This is a genomic window from Asanoa siamensis (assembly GCF_016862555.1).
Lineage (GTDB): Bacteria > Actinomycetota > Actinomycetes > Mycobacteriales > Micromonosporaceae > Asanoa > Asanoa siamensis.
This window is the reverse complement of sequence record NZ_BONE01000021.1, coordinates 1-19337: the sequence shown is the minus strand read 5'-3', so window position 1 is coordinate 19337 and position 19337 is coordinate 1. Positions and strand designations below refer to the sequence as shown.

Sequence of the window (19337 nt, the reverse complement as noted above, 5' to 3'; positions counted from 1 at the left end):
CCCGGGTCACGCGCCCGGCCGCTCCGGGTCGAGCCGGCGGATGAACGTCGGCGGAACGTGCGCCGTCAGCCAGACGCCGTTGGCGCTGCACTGGAAGCGATGCCCGGCGGCGGCCATAGCGGCCGCGTCGACCTCGAGGATCGCGACGGGGCCGGCCCGCCGGGCGCCGACGACGCGGGCCGTGCGGGTGTCGACGGACAGGTGCACGGCGTGCCGGCGACCCTTGACCAGGCCGCTTTCCAGGATCGACGGCACGGCGCCGGCCGACGTGCCGTGAAAGAGCACCGCCGGCGGCGGCGTGTCGGGCAGGGCGAGATCGACGGGTACGGAGTGGCCCTGACTCGCGCGGATCCGGTCGCGCCCGTCGGCGCCAGGGCTGATCGCGAACCGGCGCTTGTCGTTGCCGGCCACCACCGCGTCGAGCATGTCGCGGGTGACGGGCCGGCCGTGCGCGTTCATTGCGGCGAGCAGCGTGTCGACCTCGACCCAGCCCTGCTCGTCGAGGGTCAGGCCGACGCTGCCCGGCCGGTGCCGGAGCACGGCGGAGAGGCGCTTGCTGACGCGTACGAGATCCCCGTTCACACGCCCATTGTCGCCCCACCGCCGCGACGCCAAGGGTCCCGACCGAACGGATGATCATTTACGGGCGCGAGGGACGTAGCGTGTCGGGTCGTGGCATACGGGGATATCGATCCGAACGAGACCGGCGACACGACGCCGGTCCCACCGCCGACGGCGCACCCACCGGTCGACGCGCGGCCCGCACCGGAGCAGCCGGTCCCGGACCAGCCGGTCGTCCGGCCCGAGGCACCGACCCCGGACAAGCCAACCCCGGACCAGCCCACCGCAAGCGAGCCCGTCCCCGGCCAGCCCGCGCCGGCAGGGGTTGCGGTGGGGCAGCCCGCGGACCTGCCTCCCGGGCTTCTGCCCGCGCCCAAGCGCAAGCGGGGCCTGCTCGTCGGCCTGGTGGTGACGTTCGTCGTCCTGCTGCTCGCCGTACCCGCCCTCGTCGTGCTCACCTCCGGCTCCCCCGACGAGCCCGCCACCGCCGCCGCCCCGTCCCCGACCGCCAGTGCGACCCCCACCGGACCGCCCGCCTCGCCCCAGCCCGGCGACCCGCCGTTCGTCAAGCACGCCTGGGCCAAGGCGCGGATCACCGACTCCCTCGCCGCCATGAACAAGGCCATGCGCGACGGCAACCTCGGCGCCTTCGTGAAGCCCGCCGCCGACAAGAAGATCCGCGCCGAGCTCGAGCGCCGCTTCCGCTCCCTGCGCGCCATGAAGGCCAGCGCCTTCACCATCGCGCTCGACAGCGGGCCCACCGACGACAAGCCCGTCGGCGGGTTCGACCAGTGGGGTGTCGGCCTGTCGATCAGCCACTGCTACGTCGTCACGAGCTGCGAGAACCAGAAGCTCCTGGTCGACACCGTCTGGCGGGACTCGGCCAAGGGCTACCAACTGGTCACGTTCTCCAACGTCACCAACGCCAACGGGCCGCAGCCGTGGGAGGTCTCCACGTTGACCGCCGCCGTCGGGTCGCGGGCCATCGTGGCCGCGCCCGCCGCGCTCTCGAGCCGCGCCCGGTCGTTCCTGCCCGCCGCCGAGCGCGCCGCGAAGATCGCCGACCGGTACGTGCTCGGCGAGAAGCCCGACCGCTACGTCGTCTACCTCGCCGGTGCGAGCGACTGGAAGAAGTGGTTCGGCGGCACCGAGGACTGGGCGATCGGCTTCGCCATCCCGTCCTCCGACGAGCGCTCCGACATCGTGCTGCGGGCCGACGAGCTCTCCCGCGGGTACGCCGAGTCGGTGATGAAGCACGAGATGGGCCACGTGGCGACGCTCGCCGGCCGGGACTACCGCGACTACAACGGCGAGAACTGGTGGCTCACGGAGGGCATCGCCGAGTACGTCGAGTGGGACGGCCGCCCCGTCAACGCGTACGACCGGGAGCTCAACTCGCGACGGATGGTGCGCGAGAAGAAGTTCAAGGGCGACCTGGAGAAGCTGGTCCCCAAGGACAACGCGCCGGACTGGCAGATCGACGGCGCCTACGGCCTCGGCTACTACGCCACCCGGTGCATCGCCGACCAGTACGGCCACGACAAGCTGATGCGCTTCGCCGACGCGGTGCTGCGCGGCGGCCGCCCGTCCGCCGCCGAGGCCGAGCCCATCCTCGGCGTCGACTGGCCGACCGTCACCAAGCGCTGCTTCACCTACACGAAGCAGAAAGTCGGCTAACCCACGTGCACGTGCGGCCGCTTCAAGCGGTCCGGCTCGTGCTCGCGGAGGATCTCCCGGGTCACCGGCGCCACCTCGCCCTGCCCGAAGGCGAGGTAGCGCAGGAAGTTCGACGCCGGGTTGCCCTCGGTCCACTCGAAGTAGATGTGGGGCCGCTGGCCGGTCGTCCGCTGGATCTCCAGCAGCAAACCGGCCAGCGCCGTCGCCACGTTCGGGCTCGCCATCGCGAACACCCGGTAGCGGCCGTGCCGGATCTCGCCGCGGACGCGGAGGTCCGACTCGAACTCGGACGGGTCCGTGATGGTCACCTCGGCGAACATCACGTCGTGCACGTCCGGCAGCACGTCCTCGTCGACGATCCGCCGCAGCTTGGCCTGGTATTCCTGCGCGTCGCCGGCGTCCGGGTGGTTGGCGATGATCCGGACGACCGTGCCCTTGCAGTCCTCCAGGAGCTGCTGGCCGGTCTCGTCGAACTGGACGCTGGTGAAGCGGAGCTCGAACGCCCGCCGGATGCGGCTCAGCACCGAAATAATGATCATGGCTCCGATGAAGCTCCCCGCGATCTTCACACCGTCCGGGCGTTCGACGATGTTGTCGATGGTCGTGTAGACGAACACCAGCGAGATCACGCCGAACGCGATCGTCTGCTTGCGCTGCCGGCGCCGCCGGCTCGACAGGGTCACGGCTATCGCCGCGGAAGTGATCAACACCAGCACCCCGGTCGCGTACGCGCCGCCCTGCGCGGTCACGTCGGCGTCGAAGAGCCAGGTGATGAAGAACGCGACGGCGGTGAACACCACGACCAGCGGGCGTACGGCGGTGGCCCAGTTCGGTGCCATGCCGAACCGCGGCAGGTAGCGCGGCACCAGGTTGAGCAGCCCGGCCATCGCGGACGCGCCGGCGAACCAGAGGATGAAGATCGTCGAGAGGTCGTACGCGGTGCCGAAGCTCGCGCCGAGGTTCTCGTGCGCCAGGAACGCCAGCGCCCGCCCGTTGGCCGCTCCGCCCGGGTCGAACGCGTCCGCCGGGATCAGCACGGTGGTGATGATGCTGCTGGTGATCAGGAAGACGCTCATGGTCACGGCGGCCGTGGTGAGCAGCTTGTGCGCACCGCGGATCCGGCCCACCGGGCGCCGCTCGGTGTCGCCGCGCGCGCCCTTGATGTGCGGCATCACCGCGACGCCGGTCTCGAAGCCGGACAGCCCCAGCGCCAGCCGCGGGAAGACGATCAGGGCTATGCCGACCAGCGCGAACGGACTGCCGTGCATCGTGGTCAGCGCCGTCCACCAGTCGCTGGTCAGCGTCGGGTGGGTGGCGACCCGGATCAGGCCGTCGACGACCACCACCACGTTGAGCGTGAGGTAGACACCGACCACCACCACGGCGATCCCGATCGCCTCCGCGAATCCCTTGAGGAACACGGCGCCGAGCAGCGCCAGCAGCACCAGGGTGATCAGCACGTCGTGGCCGCGTAAGGCGTCGGGCCAGAACGGGTTCTCGTCGATGTGGGCCGTGGCGTCGGCGGCCGACAGGGTCATCGTGATGATGAAGTCGGTCGCCGCGAACCCGAGCAGGACGAGCACGACGAGCTTGCCCTGCCAGTACGAGAGCAGCTTCGACAGCATCGCCAGCGACCCGGCGCCGTGCGGGCTCTCCCGGGCCACCCGGCGATAGACGGGCAGCGCGCCCAGCAGCGTGACCAGCACCAGCACGATCGTCGCCAGCGGTGCCAGCACGCCGGCCGCGAGCGCGGCGATGCCCGGCTGGTAGCCCAGGGTGGAGAAGTAGTCGAGACCGGTCAGGCACATCACCCGCCACCAACTGTGCTTCCTCTCCTCCTCGCGGGGCGGTGGCAGCGGGCCCGGCGCGGGCAACACGCGACGCTGCGCGCCACGCAGGAACCACTCCGAGAAGCGGCTCCTGCGGTTCAGGTCGGCAGCCGGTTCGGGTGCCACGGTTCAGGGACGCTTCTTGGCGGTGTCGGAGAGCGGCCGGCGGCGTACACCTCGCCAGATGTCCTTCCAGACCGGCACACCGGGCCGGTCGTCGATCTGGCGGAACGACAGGATGCCCACGGCGATGCCGGCGAGGCCGATGACGAACAGCAGCAGGCGGGTGGTGGACAGGTCGAAGTCGATCGGGCCGACGTGGATCTCCCGGGCCGAGCCGAGGCCGACGATCAGGCTGGACAGCGCGATCGCGAGCAGCAGGGTGATCCGGACGGCCGACTGGATGAACGCGACGACCCGGCCGCGTACGTCGTCGGCGACGTCACCGCCGATCAGCGTGAGGCCGGAGAGGAAGGCCATGCCCGCCGCGGCGCCCGTGATGACGGCGCCGAGCACGGCCAGGGACAGCCGGGGCGCGAGCGACAGGCCGATCACCGCGATGCCGGCGAGCACGATGGACAGCGCGAACCAGCGGCGCCGGGACAGGGTGCCCACCAGCGCGGGGCCGCCGGCGATGCCGACGCCGAAGCCTGCGAAGATCGCGGCGAACAGGATGCCGAACGTGGCGTCGCCGCCGCCGAGCGACCGGGCGTAGAAGTTCGCGGTGCCGATCACCACACCGGCACCGGCGAACGCGCCGAGCACGCCCACCACGATGCCGCGCACGAGTCGCGTGCGGACGATGAACCGGCCGCCGTCCAGCAGGTCCCGCATGACCTGCCGGCCCGGCACCGCGTGATGGGCGGAGTCGTCCGCCTGGACATGGTTGGGCCGGGCGGTGCGCCCGGACATCTCCTTGGCGAAGAAGAGCACGACGAACGCCGACGCGAGGAACGTGAGGGCGTCGAAGAGCAGCGCGTAGTCGGCGGGGCCGACCCCGCCCGGCCGGGGCAGCCGGGCCATGGCGCTGAACAGCAGCGCGGCGATGATCGGCGTGATGCCGTAGGTGGTCGCCAGGGTGAGTTGGTTGGCCGCCTCCAACCGCGACCGGGGCAGCAGGTTGGGCACCGCCGCCTCCTTGGCCGGCGTCCAGATCTGCGCCGCGCACTGGGCCAGGAACAGCGCGATGGCGGTCCAGGTGACCACCCGCACCGGACTGTCCACGATGAAGCCGACGACGGGGATCGAGGCGAACAGCACGAACCGCGCGACATCGGAAATGATCATCGTGTAGCGCCGGTCGAACCGGTCCGCGATGACGCCCGAGAGCGGCCCCAGGATGAACGCCGGCAGCAGTTGCACCGCGATCACGGAGCCGAACGCGGCGCCCTTGGCGGTCGAACCGGACACCTGCGACGACGCGAACGCCGCGCCGGCCAGCAGGCCCAGCCAGTCGCCGAGTGCCGACAGGCTGAGCACCAGGAACAGCCGCCGGAACGGCCTCACCCGCAGGGCGTCGGTGATCTCCGCCAGGCCGGAGCCCTGCACCGTCCCTGATTTCTGTGTCTCGCCGACCCTGCTCGCACCCATCCGATCAGTGCCGTCCCCCCGCGTGATCACCTCGTGACCCAACGTACTCCCGGGCGGGCACCCACGACCGGACTACGATCTGTGATCGTCATGCCAGTCGCGATCGTCGGCCTCTCGACCGTTTCGGCCGCCGTGTCCCCGCTGTCCGAGCTGGGCTCGGCGTTGCACGCCGTCGGAGCGCCGGACCACCACCCGGTCGACCTGCCGCCGCTGCCGGCCGGGCTGCGCCGCCGGGCCGGCCGCTGGGCGTTCACCACCCGGGCGATCCGGGCGACCCCGTTCGTCAGCGTCTGGGCGGCCGACGAGACCATCGAGGCGCAACTCGACCACCTCCGCGCGCTCCCCGCCCGCCGCCTGGCCGCCCAGCTGCTCCGGCCGATCGGCGACGCCGCCGCCGCGCTCCGCTACGCCCGGGCCCGCGGCGTCGACGACCAGGTCGCGGCGCTGGTGGAGCGGCCGGGGCCGGCGGTGGCGGAGTTCCTGGAGTTCCTCGCCGAGGCGTGGGACGGCTGGTTCGCCGCACGGTGGCCGGCGGTGCGGCCGGTGCTGGCCGCCCGCGCCCGCAGGTTCGCGCTCGACGTCACCGCGGGCGGGCCGGCCGCCGCGCTCGCCGGCCTCGATCCGTCGATCACCGTCGCGGGCGGAGGCGTCTCGATCGCCAAGGTGCGCAGCGGGCGGCACGACGTGGCCCGGCGCGGGCTGGTCGTCGTGCCGAGCACGCTGATCCGGCCGCACGTCTACGTCGCCGACGTGACCGGGCGGCCGCTGGTGCTGATCCACCCGGCCGCGCCCGGCCCACCCGTGCCGCCCGCCCGGGACCTGCTGCGCCGGTTGACCGCGCTGGCCAACCCGGGCCGGTTGGAGGTGGCCCGGGCGATCGCCACGGAACCGCGCACCGCCGGCGAGATCGCCGCGCGCTGGCAGGTCGACGCGACGCTGGTCAACCGCCACCTGCGGGAGCTGGCCGCGGCCGGGCTGGCGCGGCCGACCCGGCGGGGCCGGTTCGTCCAGTACGAGCTGGACGCGGCCGCCGTCGACGCGCTCGGCGGCGACCTGCTCGGCCTGCTGCTGCGGTGAGCTGACCAGATCCGTCAGCCCGCTGCGCCCCGGCCCGCCCGGGTGGTTGCCTGGCCGCCATGACCGAATCCCTCTCGGTGGGCGCGGCGGCCGACCGCCTGCGCGCCGACCACGCCCACCTGCTCGCCGCGGTCGACGGGCTCTCCGGACCGGAGCTGGCCCGCGACTACACGACCGCCGCCGGCCCGCTCGGCGACTTCTGCGCGTCGCTGCACGACCTGGTCGCGCACGTGCTCATGTGGAACGAGATCAACCTGGCCGTGCTGAACGACCCGGGCCACTGGAGCCTCCGGCCCGAGTTCGAGACCGTCGAGGCCGGCCGGGCGCTGAACCGGGCCGGGGTCGCCGCCGGCCGCGAACTCCCCGCCGACCTGCTGCTGGACCGGCTCGCCGCCGGGCACGCCTCGCTGCTCGACCAGCTCGCCGGCTACACCGACGAGGACTGGCGCGCGCACGTCGGTCCACTCGCGACCCGGGTTTTCACCGTGCCCGGCCGGCCCGCGTTCTGGCACGCCGCCCTGCACCTGGGCGCGGTGACCGCGTGAACCGGCGGACCGTGGCCGAGCCGCGGTTCACCGCCGAGGCCGACGCGTTCACCGTCGTCGGCGCGGCGGACGGGCTCGAGGACCTCGCCACCCTGCTGGCCGGCCGGGCCGAGCCGGTGGACCCGGCGCTGTCCGGGCGACTCGACCCCGCCGTGCGGGTCGCCGACCTCTATCTGCCGCTGGGCGGTGGGCCGACGCTCGTGCGCGTCTACCAAACGGGCCCAGGACCGTTGCTGCTCTGGCTGCACGGTGGCGGGTTCGTCGGCGGCTCGGTGCGCGACCTCGACCACGTCTGCTCCCGGCTCGCCCGGCTCGCCGGTCGCACGGTGGTGTCGCTCGAATACCGGCTGGCGCCCGAGCACCCGTACCCGGCGGCCCTCGACGACACCTACGACGCGATGTGCTGGCTGGCCGCGCACGGCGCGGTGCTGGGCGGCGACGGCCGGCTCGCCGCGGGTGGCCAGAGCGCGGGCGGCGCGCTGGTCGCCGGGGCCACGCTGCGCGCCCGGGACGAGGGCGGCCCGCGGCTCGACCGGCAGGTGCTCTGCTATCCGGTGCTCGACGTGCCGGCCGAGCCGTCCTGGGCCGACCGGCAGTACCTGCCGGGTGCGACGGCGCCGGTCCACGCGGCGCCGCTGCGGGCCGGCTCCCTGGCGGGGCTGCCGCCGACGCTGCTGGTGGCGGCCGGCCGCGACCCGCTGCGGCACGACGCCGCCGCCTACGCGGAGCGGCTGGAGGACGCACGGTACGTGGAGTACGCGGACACCCCGCACGCGTTCCTCAACTTCTGCGCGGTGCTCTCCGCCGGCGACCACGCCATCGGCGTGATCAGCGAGTTCCTTACCTGACCACGCCGATCGTCAGGATGATGTTGGCGTACAGGCGGGTGTCACCGCTGGCGATGGCGAGCGCGAGGTCGGGCTCACGGGCCTTGTCGTAGAAGGCGAACCGGTCCAGGGTGGTCAGTTCCACCGAGTCCAGTTGCTGGCGGAAGATCGGGAAGATCTCGGGTTCCGGACCTTCGTCCGGACGCATGACAAAAGCCGATTCCACCGGAATGGCCGTGCACACCGCGGCGAGGATGTCGTCGACCGCCACCAGCCCCGGCCGCAGATTCAGGAAAACAAGGTCCGCCCCGGGCTTCGTACTCGTTGAATGGGGGTAGTTTCCGTCTGAAATGAGAACGGTCGATCCGTGGCCCGCGCGGCCGAGAGCGGAGCTGATGCCCGGATGGATGAGGGTCGTTTTGAGCATGGCCGGATCATGAAGCGCGGGCGCCGCCGCCGTCTAGTGAGGACACCCTAACCTGCGGCTTCACGTCCGCGGTTCACATTCCGGTTTTTCCATGTTTACCTGCTCTGATTAGCGTGCGGCTGTCCCACGGAGAGATGTGTCGACGGTTCTAGGAGAGCCCGAATGACGGACCAGATCCGCCGCCAGTTGCCAATCGTCGGCGTGGCGAAGGTTTCGCACGGCCGCGACCGCATGACCTGCCTGTACCGCTGTGGAAACGCGTGCGACCACCCGGTGCCCAACGCTTCCGATAACGAGTACTTCGGCGACATGGTGAAGAGCGAGGTCAGCCGCCGCGGCGTCATGCGCGCCGGTGCGATCGGCGCGGCCGCGCTCGGCCTCGGCGGCGCGGGCGTGCTCAGCGCGACCCCGGCGCTGGCCGCCGCCGAGCCCACCCCGGCCCTGCCCCAGGTCACCGACTTCGGCACCGCCGAGGCCGCGACGACCGACCTCACGTTCAAGGCCGTCGCGCCGAACCGGGTCGACGCCCTCGTGGTGCCCAACGGCTACGACCACCACGTCGTGATCCGCTGGGGCGACCCGGTGGTGCCGGGCGCCAAGAAGTTCGACGTTCGCAACCAGACCCTCGAGGCGCAGCTCAAGCAGTTCGGCTACAACAACGACTTCGTCGCCGTGCTGCCGCTGGACAAGAAGGGCACCCGCGCCCTGCTCGTCTGCAACCACGAGTACACCAACGAAGACCTGATGTTCCCGAACTTCGTCAGCCAGGACGCGCTGACCGTCGAGCAGGTCAAGATCGCGATCGCCGCGCACGGCATGTCCTGCGTCGAGATCGAGCGGGTCGGCAAGACCGGGCAATACGTGCTCGTCGACAGCGGCTCCCGCCCGTACAACCGGCGGATCACCGGCCTGACCACGCACTTCAAGCTGACCGGCCCGGCCGCGGGCAGCGATCTGCTGAAGACCGCCGCCGACCCGACCGGCACCGACGTGATCGGCACGCTCAACAACTGCGCCGGCGGCGTCACCCCGTGGGGCACGATCCTGTCCGGCGAGGAGAACTTCAACCAGTACTTCGTCGGCGCCGAGACCTCGACCGGCGACGCCAAGGCCCGGTTCAACCGGTACGGCATCGACACCGTCAACCGCTACCCGTCGGGCAGCCGCAAGTGGGAGCGGGTCGACGAGCGGTTCGACCTCACCAAGACCCCGAACGAGGCCAACCGGTTCGGCTGGATCGTCGAGTTCGACCCGTTCACCCCCGGCTCGACCCCGCGCAAGCACACCGCGCTGGGCCGGTTCAAGCACGAGGGCGCCAACATCATCAAGTCGCGGGACGGCAAGGCCGTCGCGTACATGGGCGACGACGAGCGCTTCGACTACATGTACAAGTTCGTCTCGGACAAGAAGATCGACGGCCGCAACACCCCCGAGGCGCGCAAGCACAACCTGACCCTGCTGGAGTCGGGCACGCTCTACGTGGCCAAGCTCGGCTACACCTCGGCCACCGAGATCGACGGCTCCGGCAAGCTGCCGACCGACGGCGCCTTCAACGGCACCGGCCAGTGGATCCCGCTGGTCAAGGACGGCACGTCGATGGTCGACGGCATGACCGTCGAGGAGGTGCTGCTCTTCACCCGGCTCGCCGGTGACAAGGTCGGCGCCACCAAGATGGACCGCCCCGAGGACGTCGAGCCGAACCCGGTCAATCGCAAGATCTACGTCGCGCTGACCAACAACACCAACCGGGGCGTGGGCAGCAACCCGGCGGCCGACGAGGCCAACCCGCGCAACGCCAACAAGCACGGGCACATCCTCGAGATCACCGAGGAGGACGACGACGACCACACCGGCACGACGTTCACCTGGACCGTGCCGATCGTCTGCGGCGACCCGACGGACCCGTCGACCTACTTCATGGGGTACGACAAGACCAAGGTCTCGCCGATCTCCTGCCCCGACAACGTGGCGTTCGACGGTGCCGGCAACCTCTGGATCTCCACCGACGGCAACGCGCTGGGCAGCAACGACGGCCTGTTCGCGGTGCCGCTGGAGGGTCCCGAGAAGGGCCGCCTGAAGCAGTTCCTCAGCGTGCCGTTCGGCGCCGAGACGTGCGGCCCGTGGATCTCCGACGACAACAAGAGCGTGTTCGTCGCGGTCCAGCACCCGGGTGAGATCTCCGGTGCCTCGGTGGCCAACCCGGCCTCCAACTGGCCCGACGGTGACTTCGCCAAGCCCGGCATCGCGGTCACCTGGAACGTCTGGAACAAGAACATCGGCGCCTGATCCGCGTCGTCCTGAAGGGCCGTCCCGCGCCGGGGCGGCCCTTCAGCCTGTCTGGCGCAGGGCGTGCACGGCGTTGGTGAGCTGCACCCGGGAGTTCACGTCCAGCTTCGCGAAGACCGACCGCAGGTGGGTGCTCACCGTGTTCGGTGAGAGGTTGAGCAGGTGGGCGGCGGCCTTGTTGGTGTGCCCGGCGCTGATCAGCTCGGCCACCTTGACCTCGGCATCGGTCAGCGCCGCCCAGCCCTGCCGCGGGCGGGCCGCGTCGGTCTCCCACTTGGCCCGGCGCGCGCCGGCCCGGCGCATCACCCGCTGCACGGCGGCCATCGCCGCCCGGGCGCCGGTGCCGCGGTAGATGCTCCACGCCCGGTCCAGCTCGGCGAGCCCCTCCGCCCGCCGGCCGTGCGCGAGCAGCACCCGGCCCCGGTCCTCGGCGGCGTTGCCCCGCAGCAGCGGCCGGGGGCAACGGTCCAGCACCACGTTCGCCTCCGTCAGCGCGTCCAGGTCGAGGTGGGCCAGGCCGCGCAGGGCCAGCGCCACGCCCTGGAAGCTGGCCACGCCGCGGTTGCGCGCGGCGCCCTCCGCGGCGATCGACACCGCCTCGCGCACCAGCCGCTGGTCGCCGGTCGCCCGGCCGACCCGCACGAAGACCCGCATCCAGCCCGGCCACCACGGCCAGTCGGCGCTGGAGTCGCGGGCGCCGAACAGCAGCGGACCCAGGATCTTCCGCGCGTCCTCCGCCCGCCCGTCGCTGGCGGCCAGCCAGCCCTCCATCAGCCGCAGGCCGGGCAGCCGCACCGCCTCGTCGGCCGCGCCGCCGCTGGTCGCCGGCGCCAGCCGCTCCGCGGCCTCGGCGAACTCGCCGCGCAGCAGCGCCGAGGCGCTGAACACCAGCACGGCGTCGAGCTCGTGCAGGTGATCGCCGACCTCGCGGCCGATCGTGACCAGCGTGCGCGCGCCGGCCTCGGCGTCGTCGAGGTGGCCCAGGCTGAAGTCCTGCCACATCCGCGCGGCGGTCAGCGACGGCAGGATCGCCTCGATGCCGCCGCGGTCGTCGCGGTGCGCGGCCTCCAGCAACGCCCCCGCGTCGCTGAACCGGTCGAGCAGCTGCAACTGGATGATCTCCTCGGCCAGATAGCTGGTGCCGCTGACCGCGCGCAGCTCGCGGAAGTAGGCCAGCGACTCCGCGTGGTGGCCGCTGTTGCGGGCCAGCTCGCCCATGGCCTGCAGGGCCAGCATCGTGGCGTCGTGGTCGCGCACCGCGCGGGCGTCGACCAGCGCCGGTTCGACGGCCCGCCGGGACTGCGACGCGGGCGCCATCCGGGTCAGCGCCAGCGCGCGGGCGGCGTGGAGCCGGGCCCGCAGCGCGACCGAGATCCCGGGCGCCGTCAGGGCGTCGTCGATCCGGGCGACCGACTCCGCCGGGCGGCCGATCCGCCAGAGCGCCCGCGCCGCGAGCACCTGGATCCGGGCGGAGGTCTCGGCGTCGGTGGCCCTGGCCAGCACGGCGTCGGCGACCCGCACCGCGTCGGCGTCGCGCTGCACCCGGCCCAGCACGTCGACGCAGCGCTCGCCGGTCGGCTGCCAGGACTCCTGCGCGGGCCGGACCAGCTCGAACGCCTCGACGACCAACTCGCCGGCGGTCTCCGGCAGCGAGCCGGCCGCCTGGTGGGCCGCCTCGCAGAGGATCGCCGCGCTCTCCTCGTCACCGGGGGTCGCCGCGGCACGGGCGTGCGGCGCCGCGGCCAAGGCGTCGTGCCCGGAGGCGAGCAGATGGCGGGCGCACCGCCGGTGCAGGTCCTGCCGGGCCGACGGGGAGAGTCCGGCGTAGACGGTCTCGCGGACCAGGTCGTGCCGGAAGCTGAGCAGGTGACCGGCGCGGCAGAGCAGCCCGGCGGCCACGGCCCGGTCGACGTCGGCGCTGCCGACCGACGGCACGATCCGCTGCGCCTCGTCGAGCGCGAACGGCCGACCGAGGACGGCGGCGAGCAGCACGACGGTCCGGTCCGGCAGCCCGTCCAGCGCCGCCTCCACCGCGCGGACGAAGCTGCCCGGCGGCACGCCGTCCGGGGCGCCACCGGCCAGCCCGTCGAGGATCTGGGTGACGAGGAACGGATTGCCGCCGACACCGTCGAGCATGCGCTGGGTCGCCGCGCTGGCCGGCCGGCCCAGCCTGTCCCGGGCGATCGCGGCGACGTCGCCGGCGGCCAGCGGGCCGAGCGCGATGATCTCCAGGCGGACGGCCGGCCCGGGCGGAGCGGTCAGCTCGTCGGCCGGGTCGCGGGTGGCGAACAGCCAGACCACGGGGTGGCCGGCCAGGCGGTCCGGGAGCACCCGCAGCGCGAGCCGGCTGAGCTGGTCGGCCCACTGCGCGTCGTCGACGACGACCAGCACCGGTGCGGTGCCGGCCACCCGTTCCAGGTGGGCGCCGACCCGGTCCAGCAGCACCAGCGGATGCTCGGTCAGGTCGTCGAGGTCGGCCAGCGCCGCGGCGTCGAGCAACGGGCTCGACCCGCTGCGCAGCGCCAGCAGCACCGGGGCACCGGGCGAGATCCGGCCGATCTCGTCGGCCTTGCCGACGCCGGTGCGAAAGCCCATGCCGGCGGCCTGGGCGGCGATCGCGTCGAGGACGGCGGTCTTGCCGATCCCGGCCTCGCCGGTGACCACCACGATCCCGCTCTGGCCGTGTCGCGCCGCCCGGCGCAGCGCCGGCATCGCCGCCGACATCGCCGCCGAGCGCCCGCGCAGAACCACCCGTGCCACCTTCCACAACCTAGCGAGCGGCACTCACGTATTCAGGTGATTCGGTGGAAGCGCCGACGCGTTGAGCTGGCGGGATGGACGAGGAGCGGTTCGACGTCATCGACGATCTGGGCATCCGGTACATGGCGAGCCCGGTGGGACGCGACGACCGGGAAGCGGACACCCTGCTCCTGCTCAGTCCCTGGCCGGAGAGCCTGTACGCGTACGCGCCGACCTGGTCCGCGCTGAGCGCCGAGCGCCCGGTGGTCGCCGTCGACCTGCCGGGGTTCGGGCGGTCCGAGGGGCGCGCGGAGCTGATGTCGCCCCGCGTGATGGGTGAGTTCGTCACCCACCTCGTCGACCACTTCGGCCTCGAGCAGCCACACGCGGTCGGCCCCGACGTCGGCACCGCGGCGCTGCTGTTCGCCGCGGCCGCCCAGCCCGACCTGTTCCGCAGCGTCGTGGTCGGCGGCGGCGCGGCGACCCACCCGATGGCCCTCGCGGGCGAGTTGCGGACGCTGGTCACGGAGGACCTGGGGCAGCCCGACGGGCAGCGGCTGGTGGCCACCTTCGTCGGCGACCGGGTGTCGCCGGAGATCCGGGCGGACTACGCCGCCGCGTACGCCGGTGACCGGATCGCGCGCTCCCTCGCCTATCTGCGGTCGTACCCGGAGGATCTCGCCGCCCTCGACCCGCTGCTGGCGACGATCCGGACGCCGGTGCAGATCATCGCCGGCCGGGACGACCCGTACGGGCTGGCCCGCGACGCCGAGGTGCTCAACGAGAAGCTGCCGGCCAGCCGGCTCGACGTGCTCGACTGCGGGCACGCCGCGTGGGAGGAGCAGCCGGGCAGCTACGCCGGCATCGTCACCGACTGGGTGGACGGTTCGTACCTCGGCGTCGTCGGCGGCCGATGAGCCGCGGCGCGTCGTTCGTCGGGATGGCGGCGGCGTTCGCGGCCCTCTTCGTCGCCTCCGGCGCGCCGACCCCGCTGCTGGTCGACCTGGAGCAGCGCTGGGGCTTCGCGCCGTGGCTGGTCACCTTCGCGTTCGGCGTGTACGCGTTCGCGGTCCTGGCCACCCTGCTGCTGGTCGGCTCGCTCGCCGACCGCCTGGGTCGCCGGCCGGTGCTGACCGGCGCGCTGACCGTGCAACTCGCCGCGATGCTGATGTTCGCGTTCGCGCCGGACATCTGGTGGGTGTGCGCGGCCCGGGTGGTGCAGGGCGTCGCCATGGGCGCGGCGACGAGCGCGTTCACGGCGTCCATCGTGGAGCTCGCCCCCGCCCGCCGGCGCGGCCTCGGTGCCGTCGTCGGCGCGGTGGCGCCGTCGGTCGGGCTCGGCGTGGGCGCGCTGCTGACCGGCGTGGCGGTCGAGTTCCGCGGTGATCCCGGCCGGCTGGTCTTCCTGGTGCTGGCGGGCGTCACGGTGGCGTCGATGGTGGTGGTTCGGCGCTCCGTCGAGACCGTGCCGCGCCGCCCCGGCCCGCTCGTGCCGCACGTGCACGTCCCGGCCCGGGTGCGGCCCGAGTTCCGCGCGGTCGTGCCGGTGCTCGTCTCGTCCTGGATGCTGGCCGCGCTCTTCCTCGGGTTGGCGCCGACGATCGTGCGCGGCGTCTTCGGCACGGGCGACGGGGTGGTGCACGGGGCGTACGTCTTCGTCGCGCTCGTGGCGGCCGGGATCTCCGCTTTCGCGTTGCGCCTGCGGCCCGCCCGAGTGGCCGCGACGCTCGGCGCCGGGCTGGTGCTGGCCGGCGCGGTGCTCCTGGCGGCGGCCGTCTGGACCGGGCTCGAGCCGGTGCTCTGGAGCGGCGGCGTGGTGAGCGGCGTCGGTCTCGGCGCGGCGTTCTCGGGCGCGCTGCGCGCGCTGACCCCGCTGGTCGCCGACCGCGAACGGGCCGGGTTGTTCGCCGCCGTCTACCTCGTCTCGTACGTGTCCTTCGGCCTGCCGGCCATCCTCGCCGGCGAGCTGATCGGCCCGGTCGGCCTCGTCCCGGTCGTCGGCGGGTACGCCGTGCTCGTCGCCGCCGTCGGACTCGCGGCCCTGGTCGCGCGGTGCCGGCTGGCGAATAGCGGAGCACCGCGTACCCGTTGGCGGGTTCAGGGTGAATTCATCATTTCGCGTTAAATGTCCAATCTGGCCGTAACCTGCCGGTAAGGGCTGGCACCGTGGCGAAAACAAGCCCCTTTCGCTTCGGGAGATGTTCATGCACAAACCCGCCATCGCCGCGGCCGCCGCGGTGGTCGGCGTCGCGGTGAGCGTCGCCGGGATAGCCGTCGCGGTCGACCGGCCGGTCACCCGGGCCGCCGCGCCGACCGTCGACTTCGTCAACCCCACCACGGCCGCGAGCAACCTGCGGGTGCCGTGGGGGTTGACCTACCTGCCCGACGGAACCGCGCTGGTGGCGGAGCGCGATCGGGCCCAGATCCTGCGGGTACGCCCCGGCGAGCCGACCCAGATCGTCGGGCGGGTGCCGAACGTGGTGCCGGCGGGCGAGGGCGGGTTGCTCGGTCTCGCCGTCTCGCCGGCCTACGCGACCGACAACCTGGTGTACGCGTACTACACGTCGGCGACCGACAACCGGATCGTGCGTTTCCGGCTGGCCGACATGAACGACCAGACGACGATCGTCACCGGCATCAGCAAGGCCGACTACCACAACGGCGGACGGATCGCGTTCGGCCCGGACGGCATGCTCTACGCCGGTGTGGGCGACGCCGGCGTGACCAGCCGCGCGCAGAACCCAGCCAGCCTCAACGGCAAGATCCTGCGGATCCGGCCGGACGGCGGCGTGCCGGGCGACAACCCGACCGCGGGATCGCTGGTCTACAGCCTGGGCCACCGCAACGTGCAGGGCCTGGCCTGGGACTCGGCCGGGCGCCTCTACGCGACGGAGTTCGGGCAGAACTCGTTCGACGAGGTCAACCGGATCGTGGCGGGCGGCAACTACGGCTGGCCGGCGGTGGAGGGCAACGCCGACAACCCGCTCTACCGGAACCCGATCGTCACCTGGACCCCGGCACAGGCCTCGCCCAGCGGCGCGACCGTCATCGACGACACGCTGTTCGTCGCCGCGCTGCGCGGCAACCGCCTGTGGACGGTCCCGCTCGACGGCGCCGGCGGGGCGGGCACGCCGGTGGCGGCGCTGAACGGGCGGTTCGGCCGGCTGCGCACGGTGGAGAAGGCGCCGGACGGGTCGCTCTGGGTCGCCACCAGCAACCAGGACGGGCGCGGCAACCCGGCGCCGAGCGACGACCGCGTCTTCCGCTTCACGGTGACGTCCCCGAGCCCGTCGCCGACGGTCGACCCGACGGCGACGCCGACCACGGACCCGACCGCGACGCCGACCACGGACCCGACGCCGACCGTGGATCCGACCGTCTCTCCGAGCCCGACGCCGTCCGACCCCGAACCCGAGGCGGAGTGCGCGGTCAGCTACGGCGCCACCGGCCTGCCCGGCCTGCTCCTCGGCAACGTCCGGGTGACCAACCGCGGCCCGTCGCTCAGCTCGTGGACACTGACCTGGACCTTCGGCGGCAGCCAACGGATCAGCAGCGCGTGGGGCGCCCGGGTCAGCCAGTCCGGCCGCACTGTCACGGCCCGCAACGAGAGCTGGAACGGCGGCCTGCCCAGCGGCGCCAGCGCCAACTTCGGTTTCCTGGCGAGCGGCAGCGGCACGGGCCGCCCGAGCACCTTCCGCCTGAACGGCACCGCCTGCGACTGATCCTCTGGTGACGACGACCGCCCGGGCCCACGATGGACCCGGGCGGTCGCGCGTGTAACGCCTTCCCGCGCCGGAGCCAAGGAAGGGGTGAAAGGCGGGAGGGCCGATGACGTACGACGTGACCACGATCGGGCACGACCCGGATGCGTTCGAGCTGTTCTATCGGGCGCACATAGAAGTGGTAGGGCGGTTCGTGGCCCGCCGGGTCGACGATCCGCACACCGCGGCCGACCTCACCGCCGAGGTGTTCCTCGCGGCGATCGAGTCCGCCGCGGGCTACCGCGCCGATCGCGGCAGCGAGGTCGGCTGGCTGTTCGGCGTCGCCCGCAACGTGATCGCCGCCGAGCAGCGGCGCTCGCACCGGCGCCGGCGGGTGACCGCGGAGGTGGCCGGCCGGCGCGTGCTCGAGCCCGACGACCTCGCCCGGATCGAGGAACGGATCGACGCGGAAGCCTCCGCGCGCCGCACCTACGCGGCGATCCGCGATCTGCCCGAGGACACCCGGGCCCTGCTGGAGTTGGTCGCGGTCGACGGGCTCAGCACCGCCGAGGCCGCCGCCGCCCTCGGCATCACCGCCGTCGCCGCCCGCGTCCGGTTGCACCGGGCCCGCCGGGCCGTCCGCCTCTCGCTCGCCGCCACCCGTTGAGGAGTCCTGTCATGACGTCCCCGCTTTCCGGTTTCGAGGAGCGCCTGCTCACCGAACTCCGTGCTCACGTCGCCACCCGGCCCGCACCGGCGACCCGCTGGTCGCGGCGGCGGGTGGTGCTGACCGCCGCGGCTGTCACGCTCACCGGCGGCGCGCTCACGGTGCCGCTGGTCGGCGTCGGTGAACAGCCGGCCGCCGCGAGTGCCCAGCGCGTCCTGCGTGACGCGGCCCGCGCGGCGCGCCGGGAGCCCACCCTGACGGCCCGGCCCGACCAGTGGGTCTTCACGGAGTTGCGGGTGGTGTCCCGGCCCGATCCGGGGGTCGACCGGTACGTCGCGCGCGGGCTCCGGCGCTGGGTGACGGCCGGCACCGGCGACGAGTGGGAGCAGCGGTTCCAGGACGAGACCAGCGGCGAGTGGCGCACCGTGCCCCCGGCCCCAGGCCAGGGCCGGCCCGCCGGCTATCTGGCCGGACTGCCGACCGACCCCGAGGGGATGCTGCGCTACCTGCGCGCGGACGAGGGCAGCCCGTTTCTCACCGCGCTCCTGCTGCTGCACGGCTACCTGCCGCCCGCGTCCCGGGCGGCGATCTTCGAGGCGATGGCCGACGACGAAGGCGTGCGGATGCTCCCGGGCGATGTCGTCGACGCGGCCGGCCGGCCCGGCGTCGGGCTGCGCCTGCCCGGCCTCATCGGTGCCACGTACGACGTCATCTTCGACCGCGCCGACTACGCCTACCTCGGCAACCGCGCCGCGCAACTGAGCGGCGGCCGGGAGGTGCTGGACCACAGCACCGCCCGGCTGCGCACGACGATCGTCGACCGCCTCGGCGACGTACCTAACCCTTGATCTCCTTGAGGACGTCGCGGGCCGCCTCCAGGGTGCGGTCCACCTCGTCCTGGGTGTGCGCGCCCGAGATGTGGTTGCGCTTCAGGGACATCGGGAGCATCAGGAAGCCGCGGTCGGTCATGCCGCGGTGGAAGGCGACGTAGGCCGCGTTGTCGTTGCGGAGCAGGTCGCGGTAACCGAGGGCCGGGCCGGCCAGGAAGTAGACCGCGAACACGCCGCCGAAGCCGACGACCGTCGCGTCCAGGCCGAGTTCCGCCACGATCCCGCGCAGGCCGGCGCGCATCCGCTCGCCGAGGGCGTGCGTACGCGTGTAGAAGTCCGGGTTCGCGGCCAGGTAGTCGATGGTCGCCAGGGCGGCGGCGCAGCCGAGCGGGTTGCCGTTGAACGTGCCCGCCATCAGCACGTCGCCGGTCTGGCCGTTGAAGCGCTCCATCAGATCCCGGCGCCCGGCGACGCCGCCCGCCGGGAAGCCGTTGGCCATCCCCTTGCCGAACGTCGTCAGGTCCGGGGTCACGCCGATCACCTGCTGGTAGCCGCCCAGCGCGTGCCGGAAGCCGGTGATC

16 protein-coding genes are annotated in these 19337 nt (G+C 73.1%); 10 read left to right on the top strand and 6 right to left on the bottom strand.

The annotated features are described in order from the left end of the window. Positions 1–6: 6 nt before the first annotated feature. Positions 7–582: an RNA 2'-phosphotransferase gene (locus Asi02nite_RS14850; RefSeq protein WP_203713383.1), complete on the bottom strand. Its 576-nt coding sequence runs from the start codon at positions 580–582 to the stop codon at positions 7–9. Positions 583–672: 90 nt separating this feature from the next. Here Asi02nite_RS14850 and Asi02nite_RS14845 point away from each other — a divergent pair, with 90 nt between their 5' ends. Beyond that, positions 673–2238 (top strand): hypothetical protein, encoded by a 1566-nt coding sequence (locus tag Asi02nite_RS14845; protein WP_203713382.1) that lies wholly within the window; start codon positions 673–675, stop codon positions 2236–2238. Here Asi02nite_RS14845 and Asi02nite_RS14840 read toward each other — a convergent pair. Both Asi02nite_RS14840 and Asi02nite_RS14835 read right to left on the bottom strand, forming a co-directional pair. Continuing rightward, positions 2235–4193, bottom strand: coding sequence for an APC family permease (locus tag Asi02nite_RS14840; protein WP_308440155.1), 1959 nt, complete (start codon positions 4191–4193; stop codon positions 2235–2237). The two genes, Asi02nite_RS14845 and Asi02nite_RS14840, sit on opposite strands and share 4 nt — an antisense overlap. Before the next feature lie 3 nt (positions 4194–4196). Then, positions 4197–5687: an MFS transporter gene (locus tag Asi02nite_RS14835; protein WP_203713381.1), complete on the bottom strand. Its 1491-nt coding sequence runs from the start codon at positions 5685–5687 to the stop codon at positions 4197–4199. A 60-nt stretch (positions 5688–5747) separates the two neighbouring features. Between Asi02nite_RS14835 and Asi02nite_RS14830 the strand changes: the two genes are divergently transcribed. The 3 genes from Asi02nite_RS14830 to Asi02nite_RS14820 are packed head-to-tail and all read left to right on the top strand — an operon-like array spanning position 5748 to position 8127. Beyond that, positions 5748–6734 carry an ArsR/SmtB family transcription factor gene (locus Asi02nite_RS14830; protein WP_203713380.1) on the top strand — a complete coding sequence of 329 codons (987 nt, stop codon included), beginning with the start codon at positions 5748–5750 and terminating at the stop codon, positions 6732–6734. 59 nt (positions 6735–6793) lie between these two features. Continuing rightward, positions 6794–7279, top strand: coding sequence for a maleylpyruvate isomerase N-terminal domain-containing protein (locus tag Asi02nite_RS14825; RefSeq protein ID WP_203713378.1), 486 nt, complete (start codon positions 6794–6796; stop codon positions 7277–7279). Then, positions 7276–8127: an alpha/beta hydrolase gene (locus Asi02nite_RS14820; protein WP_203713377.1), complete on the top strand. Its 852-nt coding sequence runs from the start codon at positions 7276–7278 to the stop codon at positions 8125–8127. Before Asi02nite_RS14825 ends, Asi02nite_RS14820 begins: the two co-directional genes overlap by 4 nt. Here Asi02nite_RS14820 and Asi02nite_RS14815 read toward each other — a convergent pair. Continuing rightward, the gene (locus Asi02nite_RS14815) at positions 8120–8533 is read right to left on the bottom strand and encodes an RbsD/FucU family protein (protein WP_203713376.1); all 414 of its coding nucleotides are present in this window, start codon (positions 8531–8533) and stop codon (positions 8120–8122) included. The genes Asi02nite_RS14820 and Asi02nite_RS14815 overlap by 8 nt on opposite strands. Before the next feature lie 162 nt (positions 8534–8695). On the opposite strand from Asi02nite_RS14815, the gene Asi02nite_RS14810 reads away from it, so the two are divergent. Next, complete coding sequence (locus Asi02nite_RS14810) at positions 8696–10819, top strand: PhoX family protein (RefSeq protein ID WP_203713375.1); 2124 nt, start codon at positions 8696–8698, stop codon at positions 10817–10819. Positions 10820–10861: 42 nt separating this feature from the next. Here the strand turns inward: Asi02nite_RS14810 and Asi02nite_RS14805 are convergent, their stop codons facing one another. After that, positions 10862–13579: a helix-turn-helix transcriptional regulator gene (locus Asi02nite_RS14805; RefSeq protein WP_203713374.1), complete on the bottom strand. Its 2718-nt coding sequence runs from the start codon at positions 13577–13579 to the stop codon at positions 10862–10864. A 74-nt stretch (positions 13580–13653) separates the two neighbouring features. On the opposite strand from Asi02nite_RS14805, the gene Asi02nite_RS14800 reads away from it, so the two are divergent. The 5 genes from Asi02nite_RS14800 to Asi02nite_RS14780 all read left to right on the top strand — a co-directional run bounded on the left by Asi02nite_RS14800 (position 13654) and on the right by Asi02nite_RS14780 (position 18774). Beyond that, the gene (locus Asi02nite_RS14800; RefSeq protein ID WP_203713373.1) at positions 13654–14475 is read left to right on the top strand and encodes an alpha/beta fold hydrolase; all 822 of its coding nucleotides are present in this window, start codon (positions 13654–13656) and stop codon (positions 14473–14475) included. Then, complete coding sequence (locus Asi02nite_RS14795) at positions 14472–15683, top strand: MFS transporter (protein ID WP_203713372.1); 1212 nt, start codon at positions 14472–14474, stop codon at positions 15681–15683. Before Asi02nite_RS14800 ends, Asi02nite_RS14795 begins: the two co-directional genes overlap by 4 nt. A 79-nt stretch (positions 15684–15762) precedes the next feature. Then, a complete protein-coding gene (locus tag Asi02nite_RS14790; protein WP_239126724.1) occupies positions 15763–17280 on the top strand; it encodes a PQQ-dependent sugar dehydrogenase in 1518 nt (505 codons plus the stop codon). A gap of 106 nt (positions 17281–17386) precedes the next feature. Then, positions 17387–17926, top strand: coding sequence for an RNA polymerase sigma factor (locus Asi02nite_RS14785; RefSeq protein ID WP_203713368.1), 540 nt, complete (start codon positions 17387–17389; stop codon positions 17924–17926). Between the two features lie 11 nt (positions 17927–17937). After that, positions 17938–18774 (top strand): CU044_5270 family protein, encoded by an 837-nt coding sequence (locus Asi02nite_RS14780; protein WP_203713366.1) that lies wholly within the window; start codon positions 17938–17940, stop codon positions 18772–18774. On the opposite strand, the gene Asi02nite_RS14775 is transcribed toward Asi02nite_RS14780, so the two are convergent. After that, the coding region (locus Asi02nite_RS14775) for an aminotransferase class III-fold pyridoxal phosphate-dependent enzyme (protein ID WP_203713365.1) at positions 18764–19337 on the bottom strand (574 nt) is incomplete at its 5' end. The genes Asi02nite_RS14780 and Asi02nite_RS14775 overlap by 11 nt on opposite strands.